Annotated in this window: 15 protein-coding genes and 2 pseudogenes; 11 read left to right on the top strand and 6 right to left on the bottom strand. The window is 67.7% G+C overall.

The annotated features are described in order from the left end of the window. Positions 1-93: 93 nt before the first annotated feature. Positions 94-1,014 carry a LysR family transcriptional regulator gene (locus tag AC1DYX_RS03315; protein ID WP_477256236.1) on the bottom strand — a complete coding sequence of 307 codons (921 nt, stop codon included), beginning with the start codon at positions 1,012-1,014 and terminating at the stop codon, positions 94-96. Positions 1,015-1,137: 123 nt separating this feature from the next. Between AC1DYX_RS03315 and gcl the strand changes: the two genes are divergently transcribed. The 7 genes and pseudogenes from gcl (at position 1,138) to AC1DYX_RS03350 (ending at position 10,778) form a co-directional block, all read left to right on the top strand. Continuing rightward, the gene (gcl, locus tag AC1DYX_RS03320; RefSeq protein ID WP_477256238.1) at positions 1,138-2,907 is read left to right on the top strand and encodes a glyoxylate carboligase; all 1,770 of its coding nucleotides are present in this window, start codon (positions 1,138-1,140) and stop codon (positions 2,905-2,907) included. 28 nt (positions 2,908-2,935) lie between these two features. After that, entirely contained in the window at positions 2,936-3,727 is a 792-nt protein-coding gene (gene hyi, locus AC1DYX_RS03325; protein WP_477256240.1) for a hydroxypyruvate isomerase, read from the top strand. 24 nt (positions 3,728-3,751) lie between these two features. After that, positions 3,752-4,645, top strand: a complete 894-nt coding sequence (locus tag AC1DYX_RS03330; protein WP_477256242.1) for a 2-hydroxy-3-oxopropionate reductase — start codon at positions 3,752-3,754, stop codon at positions 4,643-4,645. A gap of 121 nt (positions 4,646-4,766) precedes the next feature. After that, on the top strand, positions 4,767-6,041 hold the full coding sequence (locus AC1DYX_RS03335) for a glycerate kinase type-2 family protein (RefSeq protein WP_477256244.1): 1,275 nt from the start codon (positions 4,767-4,769) through the stop codon (positions 6,039-6,041). Between the two features lie 84 nt (positions 6,042-6,125). Next, positions 6,126-7,285: pseudogene (locus tag AC1DYX_RS03340) on the top strand (pyruvate kinase). 68 nt (positions 7,286-7,353) lie between these two features. Continuing rightward, on the top strand, positions 7,354-8,181 hold the full coding sequence (locus AC1DYX_RS03345; protein ID WP_477256246.1) for an isocitrate lyase/PEP mutase family protein: 828 nt from the start codon (positions 7,354-7,356) through the stop codon (positions 8,179-8,181). Between the two features lie 155 nt (positions 8,182-8,336). Further along, positions 8,337-10,778: a TonB-dependent receptor gene (locus AC1DYX_RS03350; protein ID WP_477256248.1), complete on the top strand. Its 2,442-nt coding sequence runs from the start codon at positions 8,337-8,339 to the stop codon at positions 10,776-10,778. A 4-nt stretch (positions 10,779-10,782) separates the two neighbouring features. Here the strand turns inward: AC1DYX_RS03350 and AC1DYX_RS03355 are convergent, their stop codons facing one another. Next, entirely contained in the window at positions 10,783-11,097 is a 315-nt protein-coding gene (locus AC1DYX_RS03355; RefSeq protein WP_477256250.1) for a helix-turn-helix domain-containing protein, read from the bottom strand. Positions 11,098-11,118: 21 nt separating this feature from the next. Here AC1DYX_RS03355 and AC1DYX_RS03360 point away from each other — a divergent pair, with 21 nt between their 5' ends. Next, positions 11,119-11,253: a hypothetical protein gene (locus AC1DYX_RS03360; protein ID WP_477256252.1), complete on the top strand. Its 135-nt coding sequence runs from the start codon at positions 11,119-11,121 to the stop codon at positions 11,251-11,253. 115 nt (positions 11,254-11,368) lie between these two features. Here the strand turns inward: AC1DYX_RS03360 and AC1DYX_RS03365 are convergent, their stop codons facing one another. From AC1DYX_RS03365 to AC1DYX_RS03380, 4 genes are read right to left on the bottom strand one after another with little or no spacing between them, the layout of a single operon-like run. Continuing rightward, positions 11,369-12,616 (bottom strand): M20 family metallopeptidase, encoded by a 1,248-nt coding sequence (locus AC1DYX_RS03365; protein WP_477256254.1) that lies wholly within the window; start codon positions 12,614-12,616, stop codon positions 11,369-11,371. 1 nt (position 12,617) lies between these two features. Then, positions 12,618-14,390, bottom strand: a complete 1,773-nt coding sequence (uraD, locus tag AC1DYX_RS03370; RefSeq protein ID WP_477256256.1) for a 2-oxo-4-hydroxy-4-carboxy-5-ureidoimidazoline decarboxylase — start codon at positions 14,388-14,390, stop codon at positions 12,618-12,620. Positions 14,391-14,397: 7 nt separating this feature from the next. Then, a complete protein-coding gene (puuE, locus tag AC1DYX_RS03375) occupies positions 14,398-15,342 on the bottom strand; it encodes an allantoinase PuuE (protein WP_477256298.1) in 945 nt (314 codons plus the stop codon). A 17-nt stretch (positions 15,343-15,359) separates the two neighbouring features. Then, positions 15,360-16,121: a GntR family transcriptional regulator gene (locus tag AC1DYX_RS03380; protein WP_477256258.1), complete on the bottom strand. Its 762-nt coding sequence runs from the start codon at positions 16,119-16,121 to the stop codon at positions 15,360-15,362. A 123-nt stretch (positions 16,122-16,244) separates the two neighbouring features. Between AC1DYX_RS03380 and uraH the strand changes: the two genes are divergently transcribed. From uraH to AC1DYX_RS03395, 3 genes and pseudogenes are all read left to right on the top strand, one after another. Further along, complete coding sequence (gene uraH, locus AC1DYX_RS03385; protein ID WP_477256260.1) at positions 16,245-16,601, top strand: hydroxyisourate hydrolase; 357 nt, start codon at positions 16,245-16,247, stop codon at positions 16,599-16,601. Between the two features lie 205 nt (positions 16,602-16,806). Beyond that, positions 16,807-18,063, top strand: a complete 1,257-nt coding sequence (locus AC1DYX_RS03390) for a urate hydroxylase PuuD (protein ID WP_477256262.1) — start codon at positions 16,807-16,809, stop codon at positions 18,061-18,063. 208 nt (positions 18,064-18,271) lie between these two features. Further along, positions 18,272-18,427 (top strand): annotated as a pseudogene (locus tag AC1DYX_RS03395) (solute carrier family 23 protein); the annotation flags it as partial. Positions 18,428-18,462 lie beyond the last annotated feature (35 nt).

An 18,462-nucleotide genomic window follows, 5' to 3' on the forward strand; every position in this document is an offset into this window, starting at 1 on the left:
GATAAGCTGCGGCGCAGCTTCCAAGCCGGTTGGCGCACGCCCGGCCGGCGGAATATGTGTCAGGGCGTCGCCCAGGGGCGGGGCGGAAGGACGTCAGCCGGCGCCCGTGCTGCGCTCCCAATACCCCGGCGCGTTGTACACGGCCTTTAGGTGATCGATGAAGTGCCGGATCTTGGCCGGCAGGTAGCGCTGCTGCGGGTACACGGCCTGGATGGGGTAATTCCCGACCGCGAAGTCGTCCAGTACCGTCACGAGTTCCCCGCGCTTCAGCTCGGCCTGGATCTCCCAGGTGGAGCGCCAGCCGATGCCGAGTCCCTGCCTGACCCAGTCGAACAGCAGCTCGCCGTCGTTGCAGGCGAGGTCGCCGTCCACGCGCACGGCGAACAGCCTGCCGTCGCGCTGGAACGTCCAGCCGCGCTGCTGGCCGCCCTGCAGGTTGAATGCCAGGCAGTTGTGGCGGGCCAGGTCTTCCGGCGTGCGCGGCACGCCGTTGCGCTCGAAGTAGTCCGGCGTGCCGCACACGACGCGCCGATTCGGGAACAGGGGGATCGCCACATAGTTCGGGTCCGTCACCTCGCCGATGCGGATCGCCATGTCATAGCCCTCGCGCACGAGGTCGACCACGCTGTCCGTGAAGTTGAACGACATCTTGAGTTCCGTGTGGATGGCGCGGAAGGCGGGAGCATGGGGCGCGACGTGAGTGCGGCCGAATGCCGCCGGGGCGGACACCACCAGGTGGCCGCGCACCGTGCTGCGGCCCTCGCTGATGCTGTTTTCCGTGATGTCGAAGTCGCGCAGCAGCTGTCGGCACGGTTCGATGAATTGTTCGCCCAGCGCCGTCAGGGTGAGGCCGCGCGTGGAACGGTGCATCAGGCGCACGCCGAGGCGTTGTTCGAGGGCGTCCAGGCGGCGCCCCATGACGACGGGCGTCACGCCCTCCGTCAGCGCGGCACCCGCGAAACTGCCTTTTTCCGTGATGAGTACGAAGCTGCGTATTTCCGTATAGCGATCCATATCCGTTGTCCGATTCAATACTTAAAGTATCGACAGAGCCGATGGTAGCAGCAATTCAACTTGCGGTGGGTTATCGATATGCTGGGTCATCGTCCAAAACCAACCAAAGACACGGAGGAGAGCATGGCCCGAATGAGAGCGATCGACGCTGCGGCGGAAGTGTTGCGCAAGGAAGGGGTGAGCACGGTGTTCGGCGTCCCCGGCGCCGCAATCAACCCGTTTTACTCGGCAATGAAGAAGAACGGCGGCTTCGAGCACGTGCTCGCCCGCCACGTCGAGGGCGCCTCGCACATGGCCGAGGGCTATACCCGCGCCAAGGCCGGCAACATCGGCGTCTGCATCGGGACGTCGGGCCCGGCGGGCACCGACATGATCACGGGCCTGTACTCGGCATGGGCCGATTCGATACCTATCCTATGCATTACGGGCCAGGCACCCCGCGCCCGCCTGTACAAGGAAGACTTCCAGGCCGTCGACATCGAGGCTATCGCCAAGCCGGTCACCAAGTGGGCCGTCACCGTGCGCGAGCCGGACCTGCTGCCGCGCGTCGTCCAGCAGGCGTTCCACCTGATGCGCTCCGGCCGTCCGGGCCCGGTGCTGATCGACCTGCCGTTCGACGTGCAGGTGGCCGAGATCGAATTCGACGTCGACACCTACGAGCCGCTGCCGGTGTATAAACCCGCCGCGACCCGTGCCCAGGCCGAGAAGGCGCTGGCCATGCTGAACGCGGCCGAGCGTCCGCTGATCGTCTGCGGCGGCGGCGTGATCAACGCCGACGCGGCCGCCCGCCTGCAGGAATTCGCCGAGATCGTCGGCGTGCCCGTGATCCCGACGCTGATGGGCTGGGGTGCGATCCCCGACGACCACCCGCTGATGGCCGGCATGGTCGGCCTGCAGACGTCGCACCGCTACGGCAACGCGACGATGCTCGAATCCGACTTCGTGATCGGCATCGGCAACCGCTGGGCGAACCGCCACACGGGCTCCGTCGACGTCTACAAGAAGGGCCGCAAGTTCGTCCACATCGACATCGAACCCACGCAGATCGGCCGCGTGTTCGGCCCGGACTACGGCATCGTCTCCGACGCCGGCGCCGCGCTGGACTTGCTGATCGACGTGGCCCGGGGCATGGCTTCCATCGGCGGCCTGCCGGATCGCAGTGCCTGGATGGCGCAATGCCAGGAGCGCAAGCGCACCCTGCTGCGCAAGACACACTTCGACATCACGCCGATCAAGCCGCAGCGCGTGTACGAGGAAATGAACCGCGCCTTCGGCAAGGACACGACGTACGTCAGCACGATCGGCCTGTCGCAGATTGCCGCCGCCCAGTTCCTGCACGTGTACAAGCCGCGCAACTGGATAAACTGCGGCCAGGTCGGCCCGCTGGGCTGGACCGTGCCGGCGGCCCTGGGTGTCGTCGCCTCGGGCGCCAAGACCGACGTCGTGGCCATTTCCGGTGACTACGACTTCCAGTTCATGATCGAGGAGCTGGCCGTCGGCGCGCAATTCAAGCTGCCCTACCTGCACGTCGTCGTGAACAATGCCTACCTGGGACTGATCCGCCAGGCGCAGCGCGGCTTCGACATGGATTTCTGCGTCCAGCTGGCGTTCGAGAACATCAATGCGCCGGACCTTGGCGCCTACGGTGTCGACCACGTGGCCGTCGCCGAAGGCCTGGGCTGCAAGGCGATCCGCGTGCGCCACGTCGATGACATCCAGCCCGCGTTTCTTGACGCCCGCAAGCTGATGGCCGAGCACCGCGTGCCGGTGATCGTCGAGATCATCCTGGAACGCGTGACGAACATCTCGATGGGCACGGAAATCGACGCCGTCAACGAGTTCGAGGCGCTGGCCGACCATCCGGGCGATGCGCCCACCGCCATCCGCGCCTGATCGCACCACAGCAACAAAGGAGATAACCATGCCAAGATTCGCAGCCAACCTGACGATGCTGTTCAACGAATTGCCGTTCCTCGACCGCTTCGAGGCCGCGGCCGACGCAGGATTCAAGGGCGTCGAATACCTGTTCCCGTACGGCTTCGAGAAGGAAGCGCTGGCGGAACGCCTGCAGCAGTTCGGCCTCACGCAGGTCCTGCACAACCTGCCGGCCGGCGACTGGGAGAAGGGCGAGCGGGGCATCGCCGTGCTGCCGGGCCGCGAGGCCGAGTTCCGCGAGGGCGTCGCCCGCGCCATCGACTATGCAAAGGCGCTGAACTGCCGCCAGGTCAACTGCCTCGTCGGCATCGCCCCGGCGGGCATCGATGCAGGTACCCTGCGCCGCACCGTCGTCGACAACCTGCGCTACGCAGCCACGCAGCTGAAGCAGGCCGGCATCCGCCTGCTGATCGAACCGATCAACACGTACGACATCCCTGGCTTCTACCTGAACACGGCTAACCAAGCGCTGGACCTGATCGAGGCGGTCGGCGCGGACAACGTGTACGTCCAGTACGACGTCTACCATGCCCAGCGCACGGAAGGCGAGCTGGCGAAGACGGTCGAGCGCAACCTGGCGCGCATCGCGCACATCCAGGTCGCGGACAACCCGGGCCGCAACGAGCCGGGCACGGGCGAAATCAATTACCCGTTCCTGTTCAAGCACCTGGACCGCATCGGCTACGACGGCTGGATCGGCTGCGAATACAAGCCGGCCGCCGACACCCGCGCGGGCCTGGACTGGATCGCCGCATTGAGCCCGACATTGGCTGGTTAATCAAAACACAAAAGGAGAGACATCATGGCAAACATCGGATTCATCGGCCTGGGCATCATGGGTGCCCCGATGGCGGGTCACCTCATCAACGACGGCCATACGCTGTTCACGAACACCGTCGGCCCGACCCCGTCGGTCCTCGTCGAAGCGGGCGCCCGCGTGTGCCTGAACGGCGCCGAAGTGGCGTCGCAGGCGGACATCGTCTTCATCATGGTCCCCGACACCCCGCAGGTGGACGAGGTCCTGTTCGGCAAGGATGGCGTGGCGTCGGCTCTCACGGCCGGCAAGATCGTCGTCGACATGAGCTCGATCTCGCCGGTCGCCACGAAGGATTTCGCCCGCCGCATCAATGCGCTGGGCTGCGAATACCTGGACGCGCCGGTGTCCGGCGGCGAAGTGGGCGCCAAGGCTGCGAGCCTGACCATCATGGTCGGCGGCAGCGAGGTTGCGTTCGAGAAGGTCAAGCCGTTGTTCGAAAGGATGGGCAAGAACATCACGCTCGTCGGCGGCAACGGCGACGGCCAGATCACCAAGGTCGCCAACCAGATCATCGTGGCCCTGACGATCGAAGCCGTGGGCGAGGCGTTGCTGCTGGCCGCCAAGGCCGGCGCCGATCCGGCCCGTGTGCGCGAAGCGCTGATGGGCGGCTTCGCCAACTCGCGCATCCTGGAAGTGCATGGCGAACGGATGGTCAAGCGCACGTTCGCGCCGGGCTTCCGCATCGACCTGCACCGCAAGGACCTGAACCTCGCGCTGACCACCGGCCGCCAGCTGGGCGTGGCGCTGCCGAACACGGCAACCGCGCAAGAGCTCTTCAACACCTGCGCCGCGCACGATGGCGGCGGCTGGGACCACTCGGCGATGGTGCGCGCCCTGGAGATCATGTCGAATTTCGAGATTGGCCAGAAACAAGGCTGACGTAGGGTGGGCATTTGAGGCCGGGGGCCTCAAATGAAACGTGCCCACGCGTACGCCAACGTGAAGCGAACGTCACGCGTGGGCACAGGGGTGCCCACCCTACGGATGAGAGGAGACGACAATGACGACAAAAAATACGAAGAACCCGCGTGAACTGCTGGCCAGCATGTTCATCGCCGCCGTGGACGCGGCCCAGCCGGCGCTGTGCATTTCGCGCAACCTGCCGGCGCCGCCGAAGGGGCGCACGATCGTGATCGGCGCCGGCAAGGCGTCGGCCGCGATGGCCCAGGCGCTGGAGCGCAGCTGGCCCGGCCCCCTGACGGGCCTCGTCGTCACGCGCTACGGCTATGCCGTGCCGTGCGAACGCATCGAGATCGTCGGAGCCGCCCACCCGGTTCCCGACGCCGCCGGCCGCGAAGCCGCCCAGCGCATGCTGCGCACGGTACGTGGCCTGTCGGCGGACGACCTCGTGATCTGCCTGATCTCCGGTGGCGGTTCGGCGCTGCTGCCGCTGCCGGGCGAGGGCGTCTCGCTGGAAGACAAGCAGGCGATCAACCGGGCGCTGCTCGCGTCCGGCGCCAGCATCACGGAAATGAACTGCGTGCGCCGGCACCTGTCCGCCATCAAGGGCGGGCGGCTCGCCGCGGCCTGCCATCCGGCGCGCGTGGTCAACCTGCTGATTTCCGACGTCCCCGGCGACAACCCGATGGACATCGCCTCCGGCCCCACCGTGGCCGACCCGACGACGTGTGYCGACGCGCTGGAAGTCGTGCGCCGATACGGCATCGACCTGCCCGCCGGCGCCCGCCGTTTGCTGGAGTCGGGTGATGGGGAGACCGTCAAGCCGGGCAGTCGCCGCCTGGAGAACGTGACGACGCACATCGTCGCCTCGCCGCAGATGGCGCTGGAAGCGGCGGCCGACGTCGCCCGCAAGGCCGGCGTCACGCCGCTGATCCTCGGCGACAGTATCGAGGGGGAAGCGCGCGAGGTGGCCAAGGTCATGGCCGGCATCGCCCTGCAGGCGCGCCGCCACGGCCAACCGGTGGCGGGACCGTGCGTGCTGCTGTCCGGCGGCGAAACCACCGTGACCATCCGCGGCAAGGGCCGCGGCGGGCGCAACGTCGAATTCCTGCTGGCGCTCGCCGTCGCGCTGGACGGCGCTCCTGGCATCCACGCGCTGGCCGGCGATACCGATGGTGTCGACGGCGCCGGGGAGATCGCCGGCGCATTCGTCGCGCCGGACACCCTGGCGCGCGCCTGGGCGCATGGCATGCCGCCGCGCGTGAGCCTCGACAACAACGACGCGCACACCTTCTTCGGCGTGCTCGGCGATTCCCTCGTCACGGGGCCCACGCTGACCAACGTGAACGATTTCCGCGCGATCTACGTGGCGTAGACCACGCGGGTACCCGACCTTCCCTTTGACGGGTGCGCCGCGGCGGAGTACCCGTTTTTTTGTTCCAAGACCAGGAGTAAACTCATGCTACGCCAACGCCGCGCCCGCATCCTGGCCACTCTCGGCCCCTCCAGTTCCACCTCCGAACAGATCTACGCGCTGGCCCTGGCCGGCGCGGATGTCTTCCGCCTGAACTTCAGCCACGGCAGCCACCACGACCACGCCGCGCGCTACCACGCCATCCGCAGCGTCGAACGCGACATCGGCCGGCCGATCGGCGTGCTGATGGACCTGCAGGGCCCGAAGCTGCGCGTCGGCCGCATGGCCGGCGGCCGCGCCATGCTGGAGACGGGCAGCCGCTTCCGCCTCGACCTCGACCCGGCCGAGGGCACGGCGCCGCGCTGTCGGACCGCAAGGGCGTCAACGTGCCCGGCGTCGTGCTCCCCATCTCGCCATTGACCGCGAAGGACCGCGCCGACCTGGCGTTCGGCCTCGAGCTGGGCGTGGATTGGGTCGCGCTGTCGTTCGTGCAGCGTCCCGAGGATATCGTCGAGGCGGGAAGCCTGATCGGCGACCGCGCGTGGATCATGGCCAAGCTGGAAAAGCCGGCCGCCATCGACGCGCTGGACGGCATCGTGCAGCTGGCCGACGGCATCATGGTGGCGCCCGTGCCCACGCGTGCCGAGGTCTCCGACGTCGCTACCGCCATCTATGAAGGCGCGGACGCCGTCATGCTGTCGGCCGAATCGGCATCGGGCCAGTATCCCGTGCAAGCGGTCGCCGTGATGGACAACGTGATCCGCGAAGTGGAGCAGGACCCGCGCTGGCGCGAAGGCCTGGACGCGAGCCACAAGCCGGCGGACAAGACGACGGCGGACGCCATCTGCCGCGCGCTGCGGCGCGTGACGAATTTGCTGGCTCCGGCCACGACGGTCACGTACACGGCCAGCGGCGCGACCTGCCTGCGCGCCAGCCGCGAGCGTCCAGGCGCGATTATCCTCGCGCTCACGCCGAAGATGGAGATCGCGCACCGGCTGGCGCTCGTGTGGGGCGTGCACCCGGTGCCGTTCAACGAGGCGGAAGGGTTCGACCGCATGGTGGCGGACGGTGTCGCCGCCGCGCGCTTCCACGGCCTGGCCGACGCGGGCGACGACGTCATCGTGGTGGCGGGATTTTCGTCCGGCCGCCCGGGCCGCACGAACCTGCTGCACGTCGTGCGCGTAGGGGAAGAACCGGCGCTGTGAGATTCCGCGCATCTTCGTGCAGGGGGATTCTGATAAGGTCGTGAAAAACACACCAACAGGAGAAACGCATGAAGAGCCAGGCGGAAAAATCCAGGACGTTCGTCGAGCTGCACGCACGCGGCAACTGCTTCGTTATCCCGAATCCATGGGATGCCGGTTCGGCCAGGCTGCTCGAGGCGCTCGGCTTCCAGGCGCTGGCGGGGACCAGCGCCGGCTTCGCATTCTCGAAGGCGAAAACGGATGCCACGATCGATGTGCGCGACATGCTGCCGCACCTGGCCGAACTGGCTGCGGCGACCGACCTGCCGCTGTCCGCCGACCTGCAGGACGGTTTCGGCCCGGCGCCGGACGACGCGGCACGAACGATCGTCGCGGCGGCGGCGGCCGGCGTCGTCGGCGGGTCTATCGAGGATGCGACGGGCGACCCCCGCGAGCCGTTGTACGACATCAGCCTGGCGGCGGAACGCATCCGCGCGGCGGCCGAGGCGGCATGTGGATTCGGTTTCAAGTTCATGCTGACGGCCCGCGCCGAGAACTTTCTCGTCGGCCGTCCCGAGCTCGGTGACACCATCCGCCGCCTGCAGGCCTATCAGGAAGCGGGCGCCGACGTGCTGTTCGCGCCGGGCCTGCGCACGAAAGAGGAGATCGCGGCGGTGGTGTCGTCGGTCGACCTGCCGGTGAACGTCATCATGGGCCTGCCGGGCGTGCCGCTGACGGTGCCGGAACTGGCGCGGATGGGCGTCACGCGCGTGAGCCTGGGCGCGTCGCTGGCGCGGGCCGCGTACGGCGCCCTGATGCGCGGCGCGCGCGAGGTGCTGGAACAGGGCACGTTCGGCTATGCGGACGGCGCGCTGCAGGCGGCGGAACTCAACCGGATCTTCACGCCGCCGGCCTGACGCGGTTGTGCCGTTACGGCACAGGGTGTGATCCAGAATTGCACAGTGCGGCGGCTTGCCAGGCCGTGGCAATGCTGGAACGGTTCCTGCAGTGATGTCAGTCAGACCGGCGCGCGACGCCGGCACGGACATTCACGGAGACAGGGACCACCACGATGGCATATCGCACGCACCTGCGCCTGACCATACTCGCCTTTGCCGCGACGGGCTGGCACGGCGCCGCCGCGGCCGACCCGGCGCCCGCCATCGTCGAAGTGGTCGGCACGACGCCGCTGCCGGGCCTCGATGTGGCACGCACGCGCATCGCGGCGAATGTGCAGGCGCTGGATGGCGACGCGATCAACGCCCCGGGGACCGCCACCTTGCCGGATGCGCTGAACCGCCGCCTGGGCAGTGTGTACGTCAACGAGATCCAGGGCAATCCGATCCAGCCGGACGTCAACTACCGTGGCTTCACTGCGTCGCCGCTGCTCGGCACGCCGCAGGGCCTGTCCGTGTACGTCGATGGCGTGCGCATGAACCAGCCGTTCGGCGACGTCGTCAGCTGGGACCTGATCCCGCGCGCCGCCATCACGTCGCTCACGCTGGTGCCCGGCTCGAATCCGCTGTTCGGACTGAACACGCTGGGCGGTGCACTGGCCGTGCGCACGAAGGATGGCCTGTACGACGCCGGGACCGCCGTGCAGGCGCAGGGCGGCGGCCATGGCCGGGGCGAGATCGGCTTCGAGCACGGCGGGCATGACGGCGCCGGCCTGCACTGGTATGTCACGGGCACGGGATTCCGTGACGACGGCTGGCGCGCCGCGTCGTCCACGCGCTTCGGGCAGCTGTTCGGCAAGCTGGGCTGGCACGCYGCGGACACGGATGTGTCATTCAGCGCGGCGCTGGCGTCCAGCCGCCTCGCGGGCAATGGCCTGCAGGAGGAGCGCCTGCTGGCGCGCGACTACGCGAGCGTGTACACGAAGCCGGACGAAACGCGCAACCGTGCCGTGCTGCTGAATCTCGCGGCCAGCCATCGCGCCGCCGCCGGCGTCCGGTTGTCCGGCAACGTGTATGTCCGCCGTATCCGCACGGCCACCGTGAACGGTGACCTGAACGAGGACGCGCTCACCCAGTCCGTGGTCCAGCCCGGCAAAGCCGAGCAGGCCGCGCTGGCCGCCGCCGGCTACACGGGCTTCCCGACGGCGGGGGCGACGGCGGCGAACACCCCGTTCCCGTCCTGGCGCTGCATCGCCAACGTGTTGCTGGCGGACGAACCGGCCGAGCAATGCAATGGCCTCATCAACCGCACCGACAGCCGCCAGCTCGCCTACGGCCTGGGTGGACAGGCGGCGTTGCCGGGCCGCCTGGCGGGCCATGCGAACACATTCACGGCAGGCGCGGCGTTCGATGCGAGCCGAGTCGACTTCCGCCAGGGCGCGCAGTATGGCTACCTGGACCCGGACCGCGGCATCACGCCGGTCGACTTTTACGCGGACGGCACGCCCGTCGATGCGCGCGTCGACCTCACGGGCCGCACGCGCACGTGGAGCGTCTACGCGACGGACACGCTGGATGTGCGCGACGGCCTGCACGTGACGCTGTCCGGCCGCTACAACCGCACGACGATGCACAACCGCGACCGCATCACGCCGGGCGGGGGCAGCGGTTCCCTGGACGGCGATCACCGCTTCGGCCGCTTCAACCCAGCCATCGGCATCACGTGGACGCCGATGCGTGGCCTGAACGCCTATGCCGGCTACAACGAAGGCAGCCGCACGCCGACCGCGGTGGAACTGGGCTGTGCCGACCCGGCGAATCCGTGCAAGCTGCCGAATGCGATGGCGGGCGACCCGCCGCTGCGCCAGGTCGTCACGCGCACGTGGGAAGCGGGCCTGCGCGGCACGATAGCCCGGACGCATTGGCACGCCGGCGTGTTCCGCGCGACGAACGGCGACGACATCCTGTTCGTGGCCGACAACGCGGCGGGTTTCGGTTACTTTCGCAACTTCGGGCGCACGCGGCGCCAGGGGGTAGAGCTGGGCGCCAACGGCCGCGCGGGGTCGTTCGAGCTGTCCGCGGACTACACGTTCCAGGGCGCGACGTTCGCAAGCGGCGAGACGATCGGCAGCCCGGGCAACAGCAGCGCCGACGCCGACGGCAACATCGCGATCCGGGCCGGCGACCGCCTGCCGCTCGTACCGCGCCACGTGTTCAAGGCGCGCGCCGCATGGCAGGTCGCGCCCGGGTGGTCGGTGGAACTGGGCATGCTCGGGGTGTCCGGCGCGCCGGCGCGCGGCAACGAGAACGGTCTGCACCGCCCGGACGGCACCCACTTCCTGGGCAGCGGCGTCACGCCTGGCCACGTCGTGTTCGACCTGGGAACCACGTGGCAGGCCACGCCGCGGCTGCGCCTGTTCGCCCAGGTGGACAACCTGTTCGACCGCCGCTACGCGACGGCGGCGCAGCTGGGCGCGACCGGTATCACGGCGGACGGGTCGTTCCGCGCGCGGCCGTTCGCGGCGCAGGGCGACGACACGGGCCTCGTGCATTCGATGTTCTACGCGCCGGGCGCCCCGCGGTCGATCCGCGCCGGCCTGCGCTACACGTTCGAGTAGATCTTCATACCCACAGCCGGTACATCCAGAACGATTCATCCTCGATGAATCGGCGCCCGAATTCGGCGGGCGCGTATCCGGTGATGCGGCGCGCGGTACGCGTCATGTGGGCCAGGTCGGCGAAGCCCTCGTCCAGCGCCAGCGTCGCCCAGTCGAACGGCTGGCCGGCTTCGTGGCGGTCGCGCGCGGCGAAGAACAGGCCCTCCGTGCGGACGATCGCCTGCCATTCGCGCAGCGAGCGGCCGCTGAACGACTTGATGCGGCGCTCGACCTGGCGCGGACTGTGCTCGCGCCGCCACTCGTGTGCCTCGGCCAGCATCTCGCGCTGGCGGAGATGACCGTGATCGCGGCGATGTTCCCGCCGCGTTTCTCGGTGGAGGTGCCGGAAGGGATGGCGCTGCCGCGGCCCGTCTTCAACATCACCCYGAGGCCGGAAACGCCGCTGACCCTGCGGCTGGCGGCCCGGCCGCGATGAGCAATAGGTAGGGTGGGCACCCCGTGCCCACGCGGACGTCGGCATCACGCGCATGTCACGCGTCGGCACAGGGGGGCGCACCCTACCATGGTACCGAATCGTAGACCAGACCAGCTCAATCGAGCAGGTCGAACAGCGTGCGCGCAACGACCTTGGTCGCGCGGCGCAGGTCTTCCAGATCGATGTGCTCGTCGGCCCGCTTGGCATTGCTCTCGCCCACCGTGCGCGGGCCGCACCCGTACAGTACGGCCGGGACGCCCGCTTCGCCAAACAGGCGCGCGTCCGTGTACAGCGGCGTGCCGGCCGCGCCGATCTCTTCGTTGAACACGGCGGTCGCATGGCGCGACAGGGCATCCACCATCGGCTTGTTGCCGTCCAGCGGTTTTAAGGCGTTTGCGAGCAGCAGGCGCTTGATCTCGACGGTGATGCCCGGCTGGTCGGCCACCGCGTCCTGGATCACCTTGCGGATCGTCGCTTCGACGTCAAGCGGGTTCTCTTCCGGGATCATGCGGCGGTCCAGCTTCAGCACGACCTTGCCCGGCACGACGTTCGTGTTGGTGCCGCCTTCGATCAGGCCCACGTTCAGGTACGGATGGTTGATGCCCTTGACCTGGCTCTTGACCTGCTTGTACTGCGTGTTCTGGTCGTACAGCGCGACGAGGATGCGCGTCGCGGCCTGCAGCGCGTCGACGCCGGTCTCCGGCACCGCGGCGTGGCCCATCTTGCCGTGGATCGTCACTTCCATCTGCAGGCAGCCGTTGTGCGCGGTGACGACCTGGTAGCTGAAGCCGGCCGCGATCAGGAGGTCGGGCTTGACGAGGCCCTGCTGCAGGAGCCAGCCCGGTCCGAGCTCGCCGCCGAATTCCTCGTCATACGTGAAGTACAGCTCGACGCCGCCCTTCAGCGGCGCGCCAAGCGCTTCCAGCGCGCGGGTGGCAAAGGTGAACGTCGCGAAATCGCATTTGCTGACGGCGGCCGCGCGGCCGAACAGCCGGCCGTCGACGACTTCGCCGCCGTACGGGTCATGGGTCCAGCCTTCGCCCGGCGGCACCACGTCGCCGTGGGCGTTCAGCGCGACGGTGCGGCCGTTGCCGTACTTGCGGCGCACGATCAGGTTCGTGATCGTCTCCAGGCCGGCGGCCTGCACGGTCGGCGCGGGCACCGCGTGTTGTTCGGCGTCGAAGCCGAAGGCCTTCAGCAGCTCGGCGGCACGCTCGGCGTGCGGCGCGTTGTTGCCCGGCGGGGTGTCGGTCGGCACGCGCACGAGTTCCTGCAGGAAGCGCACTTCGTCGTCGAAGTGGGCGTCGATCCAGGCGTCCAGGGCCTCGTACGGGGAGGAAGCGGCTTTGTTGGTCGTGGTCATGTCAGGATTCCGTGGCAAGTTGGTCGAGAAGGGCCTGGAAGGCCTTGACGCACAGGTCGGCGTCGTCGTTGGTGATGGATTCGAGCGGGTTGTGGCTGATGCCCGCATTCAGTCCGCGCAGGAACAGCATGGCCTGCGGCAGGATGTCGTGGATCTTCATGGCGTCGTGGCCGGCGCCGCTGGGCATGCGGAATACCGGAAGGCCGAGCGATTCGACGGCGTGTTCCCAGCGGCGGCGCCAGTCGTCGGCGCACGGGGCGGCGGCGGCACGCATCGTCTCTTCGAGCGAGAATTGCAGGCCGCGGCGGGCGCAGATTGCAGCGAGTTCGGCCTGGATGTCGGCGGCCGCGGCGTCGCGCACGGCGTTGGTCGTGGCACGCACGTCGAGCGAGAAGCGGCAGCGGCCCGGCACGACGTTGATGGAACCGTTCGGCACTTCCAGCATGCCGACGGTGGCGACCAGGTCGGGTGCCGAGGCGCCGCGCCGTTCCGCGTACAGCACCAGCTCGGCGGCGGCGGCCGCGGCGTCGCGGCGCATCGTCATCGGCGTCGTGCCGGCGTGGCTGGCCATGCCGACGATCTCGCCGACGAAACGCACGCTGCCGTTGATCGAGGAAACGACACCGAGGGGCAGGTCGAGATCGTTCAGCACGGGGCCCTGCTCGATATGCGTCTCGACGAAGCCGAGGTACCTGGACGGATCGCGCTTCAGGGCCGCGATGTCGTCCACGTTCAGGCCCGCGTGCGCGATCGCGTCGCGCATCGTGATGCCGTCCGCGTCCTGCTGGTCGAGCCAGTTCGCATCGAACCCGCCGCACAGTGCGCCGGACCCGAGGAATACGGCTTTATAGCGCTGGCCTTCCTCTTCCGCGAAGCCGACGACTTCGATGCCGTACGACAGGCGCTTGCCCTGGCGGTGCAGTTCGCGCACGCAGGCCATCGGCACGAGGATGCCCAGGCGGCCGTCGTACTTGCCGCCGTTGCGCACGGTATCGTAGTGCGAGCCGGTCAGCAGGCGCTGGGCCGCCGGATCGGCGCCGTGATAGATGCCGACCACGTTGCCGACGGCGTCGATGGTGACGTCGTCGAAACCGCAGTCTGCGCGCATCCAGCGCGCCAGCTGGGCGGCCGTTGCGCGGTGCGCGTCCGTCAGGTACGTGACGCACAACTCGCCGCGTTCCGCGTAGCCTGGCTCGCTGTGGACGGCCAGCTGTTCGTGCCAGTCCCACACGAGGTTGCCGAGCACGGGTTCCTCGCCGAACTTGTCGTCCAGGCGGATCTCGGCGATGCGGTGGATGTTGCGTAGCGCTTCGGCGAATTCGAATTCCGCACCGTTCGCGAGACGGCGCGCGAACGTGGCGATGATCTCCGCCTTCGGAAGGCCCGCGCCGCGCGGGCCGCGCACCGCGAGGATGAACGGGAAGCCGAACTTCGCATTGTAGTCCGCGTTGAGTTGCTGGATTTGCGCGAATTCCTCCGGCGTGCAATTCGTCAGGCCGGCCTTGTTCTGTTCGTTCGTCGATTCCGCCGTCAGCGATTTGGCCACCATGGCCTTGCCCGCGAGTTCCGGGTGGGCGCGGATCAGGCCCAGTTGCTCTTCACGCGTTGCCTCGCGCACGGCTTCGACGAGGCCGCGCTTCAGTTGCGCCAGCGTGGCGAACGGGCGCCTGGCCCAGGCGCGCGCCGCGATCCAGGGCGAGTGTTCGTAGACGCCGTCCAGTAGAAAGGTGAAGCCCGCCTCGTCGGCGGCGTTGAGTGTCGATAATAGAAGCATTGCTTGTTTACTCCCACGCGAATGCGGTGTCGGGGTTGTACGGATGCACGCTCTTCCAGTGGCGCGCGATGTCGATGCGGCGCGTCACCCAGACGCGATCGTGCTGTTCGATGTAGTCGAGGAAGCGCTGCAGCGCGCGGAAGCGGCCCGGCCGACCCAGCAGGCGGCAGTGCATGCCGATCGACAGGATCGAGGGCCGCTCGCCGCCTTCCTGGTAGTGCACGTCGAACGCGTCGCGCAAATAGGCCAGGAACGGATCGCCGTGCGAGAAGCCCTGGGGCAGGGCGAAGCGCATGTCATTCGCGTCCAGGGTGTACGGCACGACCAGTTGCGGGGCATGTGTGCCGTCCGTCTTGCGCACCTTCAGCCAGAACGGCAGGTCGTCGCCGTAGTAATCGCTGTCGTATTCGAAGCCGCCGTAGTCGGCGACGAGGCGGCGCGTGTTGGGGCTGTCGCGGCCCGTGTACCAGCCGAGGGCGCGCTCGCCCGTCAGGCGCTCGATCGCTGCCATGCCGCGCGCCATATCCGCGCGCTCCGTCGCCTCGTCCACGTTCTGGTAGCTGATCCAGCGCCAGCCGTGGCAGGCGATCTCGTGGCCCAGTTCCTTGAATGCGGCGGTCACGTCCGGGCTGCGTTCCAGCGCCATGCCGACGCCGAAGACCGTCAGCGGCAGGCCGCGCTTTTCGAATTCGCGCAGGATGCGCCAGACGCCGACGCGCGAGCCGTATTCGTAGATGCTTTCCATCGATAGGTGGCGGGTCGGGAATGCGGCCGGGTTGAACATCTCGGACAGGAATTGTTCGCTGCCGGCGTCGCCGTGCAGCACGCTGTTCTCGCCGCCTTCTTCATAGTTCAGGACGAACTGCACGGCGACGCGGGCACGGCCCGGCCAGTCGGCGTAGGGTTGAGCGCGGCCATAGCCGGCGAGGTCACGTGGATAGTGCTGGGTCATGGTGGCTTGGTCTTTGTTCACGGGTGGAGGATGTCGGCCAGGTCGACGCGCTGCGGGTCCAGGTGCAGGTTGTGCTGGACGTTGGCCAGGTGTTTCGAGACGAGGCGCACGGCTGCCTTGACGTCGCGCTTCTCGAAGGCGTCGACGATGGCCACGTGCTCGTCCAGTGATTCTTCGGCCGACTGCGACGACTGGCGCATCAGCGCAATCAGCGAGGAGCGCGTCAGGAGCTCGGAGAGCATCTGCACGAGCACCTGGTTGCCGAGCATCTGTGCCAGCACGAGGTGGAAGTCGCCCAGCAACCGCGTGCGGCCCGGCACCTCGGCATTGGTCACGGCCGCGTGTTCCAGCTGCAGGTGTTCGCGCAGCTGCCTGATCTGCGCGTCGGTGATCGTCGCGCACAGCTGCTTCGTCACGGCCGTCTCGAGGATGGCGCGCACTTCGAACACGTCGTTCGCTTCTTCGGCGGTGGGCGTGGCGACGAATGCGCCGCGTGCCGGTTCCAGCACGACGAGGCGATCGCGCGACAACTGGTTGAAGGCCTGGCGCACGACGGTGCGCGAGACAGCGAAGATATCGCCGATCTTCTGCTCGGACAGTTTGGTGCCCGGCATCAGGCGGCGCTCGGCGATGGCGGTCGTGATCGAGTCGACGATGCGCTGCGTGGCGCTGCCGGCCGGGCTGCCTGCCGGCGTATCATGGTTCGCAGCGGCGCCGAGGGCGGCCGGGGCGTCGTTCTTCGGTGCGACGATCTTCAGGGGCGTACGGGTTCGGCTCATGGTCGTTCAGGGTCGGTAAAAACAATAAGTGATTGACATCGTGCTTGAAGTGTATACACTTTTCGAAAAAATGCAAACGCCAAGTGTATGCACTTATTTCAATCAACCAAGAAAGGAAAACCGATGGGACATCTCAGCACCCACGTGCTCGACACCATGAACGGCTGCCCGGCGGCCGGCATGCGCGTGACGCTCGAAGCGCTCGACACCAACGGCGCGCGCACGATCAAGACGCTTACCCTGAATGGCGATGGCCGCAACGACGGCGGCCCGCTGCTGAATGCCGACACGATGGCGGTCGGCAAGTATCGCCTGACGTTCCACGTGGCCGCGTACTTCCGCGAGAAGGGCGTCACGCTGCCGGAGCCGGCCTTCCTCGACACGGTGCCGCTCGAGTTCGGCATCGCCGACGCGGCCGGCCACTACCACGTGCCGCTGCTCGTCAGCCCGTGGTCTTACTCCACGTATCGTGGCTCGTAAGCACCACCTGTTGTTCCTGTCATAAAAAAAGTACCCATTTTCGACAAGATCGTATACAGTTCTAGATGTCGCCGCGGAGCACATCGGCATGGGACCCAGCCCGACGCCGTTGGTTGCGATGATTTGCCCCTCACAGAGCCCGCTGTGGTGATGGGACAGTACAGTGTGCAGCCTGCGTTGTACTTCCTTTTGTTCTGGAGGCTCTATGGAATCCTATCTGCTCGACTGGGCCAACCTGCTATTGCGCTGGACCCACGTCATTACGGCGATCGCCTGGATCGGCGCATCGTTCTACTTCGTCTTCCTCGACAACTCGCTGACCAGGCCGACTTCTCCCGACCTGGTGGAGAAGGGTGTCGACGGCGAACTGTGGGCCGTGCACGGCGGTGGCTTCTACCATCCGCAAAAATATCTTGTGGCACCGAAACAGATGCCCGAAGGTTTGCACTGGTTCTATTGGGAAAGTTACGCCACGTGGCTGTCCGGATTCGGCCTGTTCACGGTGCTGTATCTGTTCAACGCCGGCACGTTCATGGTCGACAGGCAGGTGCACGACTGGACGTCGGGCGCCGCCGTCGGCACCGCGCTGGGCTTCCTCGTCGCGTTCTGGCTCGTGTATGACACGATCTGCCGCACGTTCGGCCGCAGGAAGAACGGCGACGCCATCGTCGGCGCGATCATCTTCGCGTTCGTGGTGTTCGCGTCCTGGCTCGCGTGCCAGCTGTACGCCGGCCGTGCCGCCTTCCTGCTGGTGGGCGCGACGCTCGCCACGTCGATGAGCGCCAATGTGTTCTTCTGGATCATCCCGGGCCAGCGCAAGGTCGTCGCCCAGCTGAAGGCAGGCCAGCCGGTCGACCCGGTCTACGGCTGGCGCGCCAAGCAGCGCAGCGTGCACAACACGTATTTCACCTTGCCGGTGCTGTTCGCCATGCTGTCCAACCACTACGGCTGGCTGTACTCGGGCGAAAACAACTGGGTCGTGCTGGTCCTCATGATGCTGACCGGCGCCCTGATCCGCCAGAGCTTCGTGGCCCGTCACAAGGCCATGGTGCACGGCAAGCGCGTGCCGTGGGAATTCGCCGGCTTCGGCGTGGCTGCCCTCGTGGGCCTGGTCGTGTACCTGACACCGAAGCCCGAGGCCGACGTGCCGGTCGTCGCCTCCGCGCCGTCGGCCGGCGCCCCGGCCAATAGTGCGGCCGCCGCCGGCGCCACCGCGCAGAACGTCAGCTTCGAGCAGGTGAAGGGCGTTGTCGCCCAGCGCTGCGCGATGTGCCACTCGGCCGCCATGGCATCGAAAGGCATCTCGTTCGATTCGCCGGATTCGATCAGGCGGCACGCCCAGCAGATGTACCAGCAGGCGGTCGTGCTCAAGCTGATGCCGCTGAATAACGCCACCCAGATCACGCCGGACGAGCGCAACCTCATCAAGCGTTGGTACGAGGAGGGCGCTCCCGTCCAATAATCCGCTTCACCGTCCGGCGGCACACCCCGCCGCCGGACACGCCCGGGCGCCCGGCCCAAGCAGCCGGCGCGCGGCGGGCGGCATGCCTCTCGGTTTCAGTTCATAACACATCAAGGAGACAAGCATGACCCAACCGTCCCGCCACCCGGTGGACGAACGGTTGCCCCTCGCACGCCTTGGCGCGCTCGGGTTGCAACACGTCCTCGTCATGTACGCCGGCGCCATCGCCGTTCCCCTCATCGTGGGACGCGCCCTGAAGCTTCCGCCCGAACAGGTCAGCATGCTGATCTCGGCCGACCTGTTCTGCTGCGGCATCGTGACCGTCATCCAGTCCCTGGGCCTGACGTCCTGGTTCGGCATCCGCCTGCCCGTGATGATGGGCGTGACCTTCGCGGCCGT

It is taken from the genome of Massilia sp. P2_C2 (assembly GCF_056404615.1).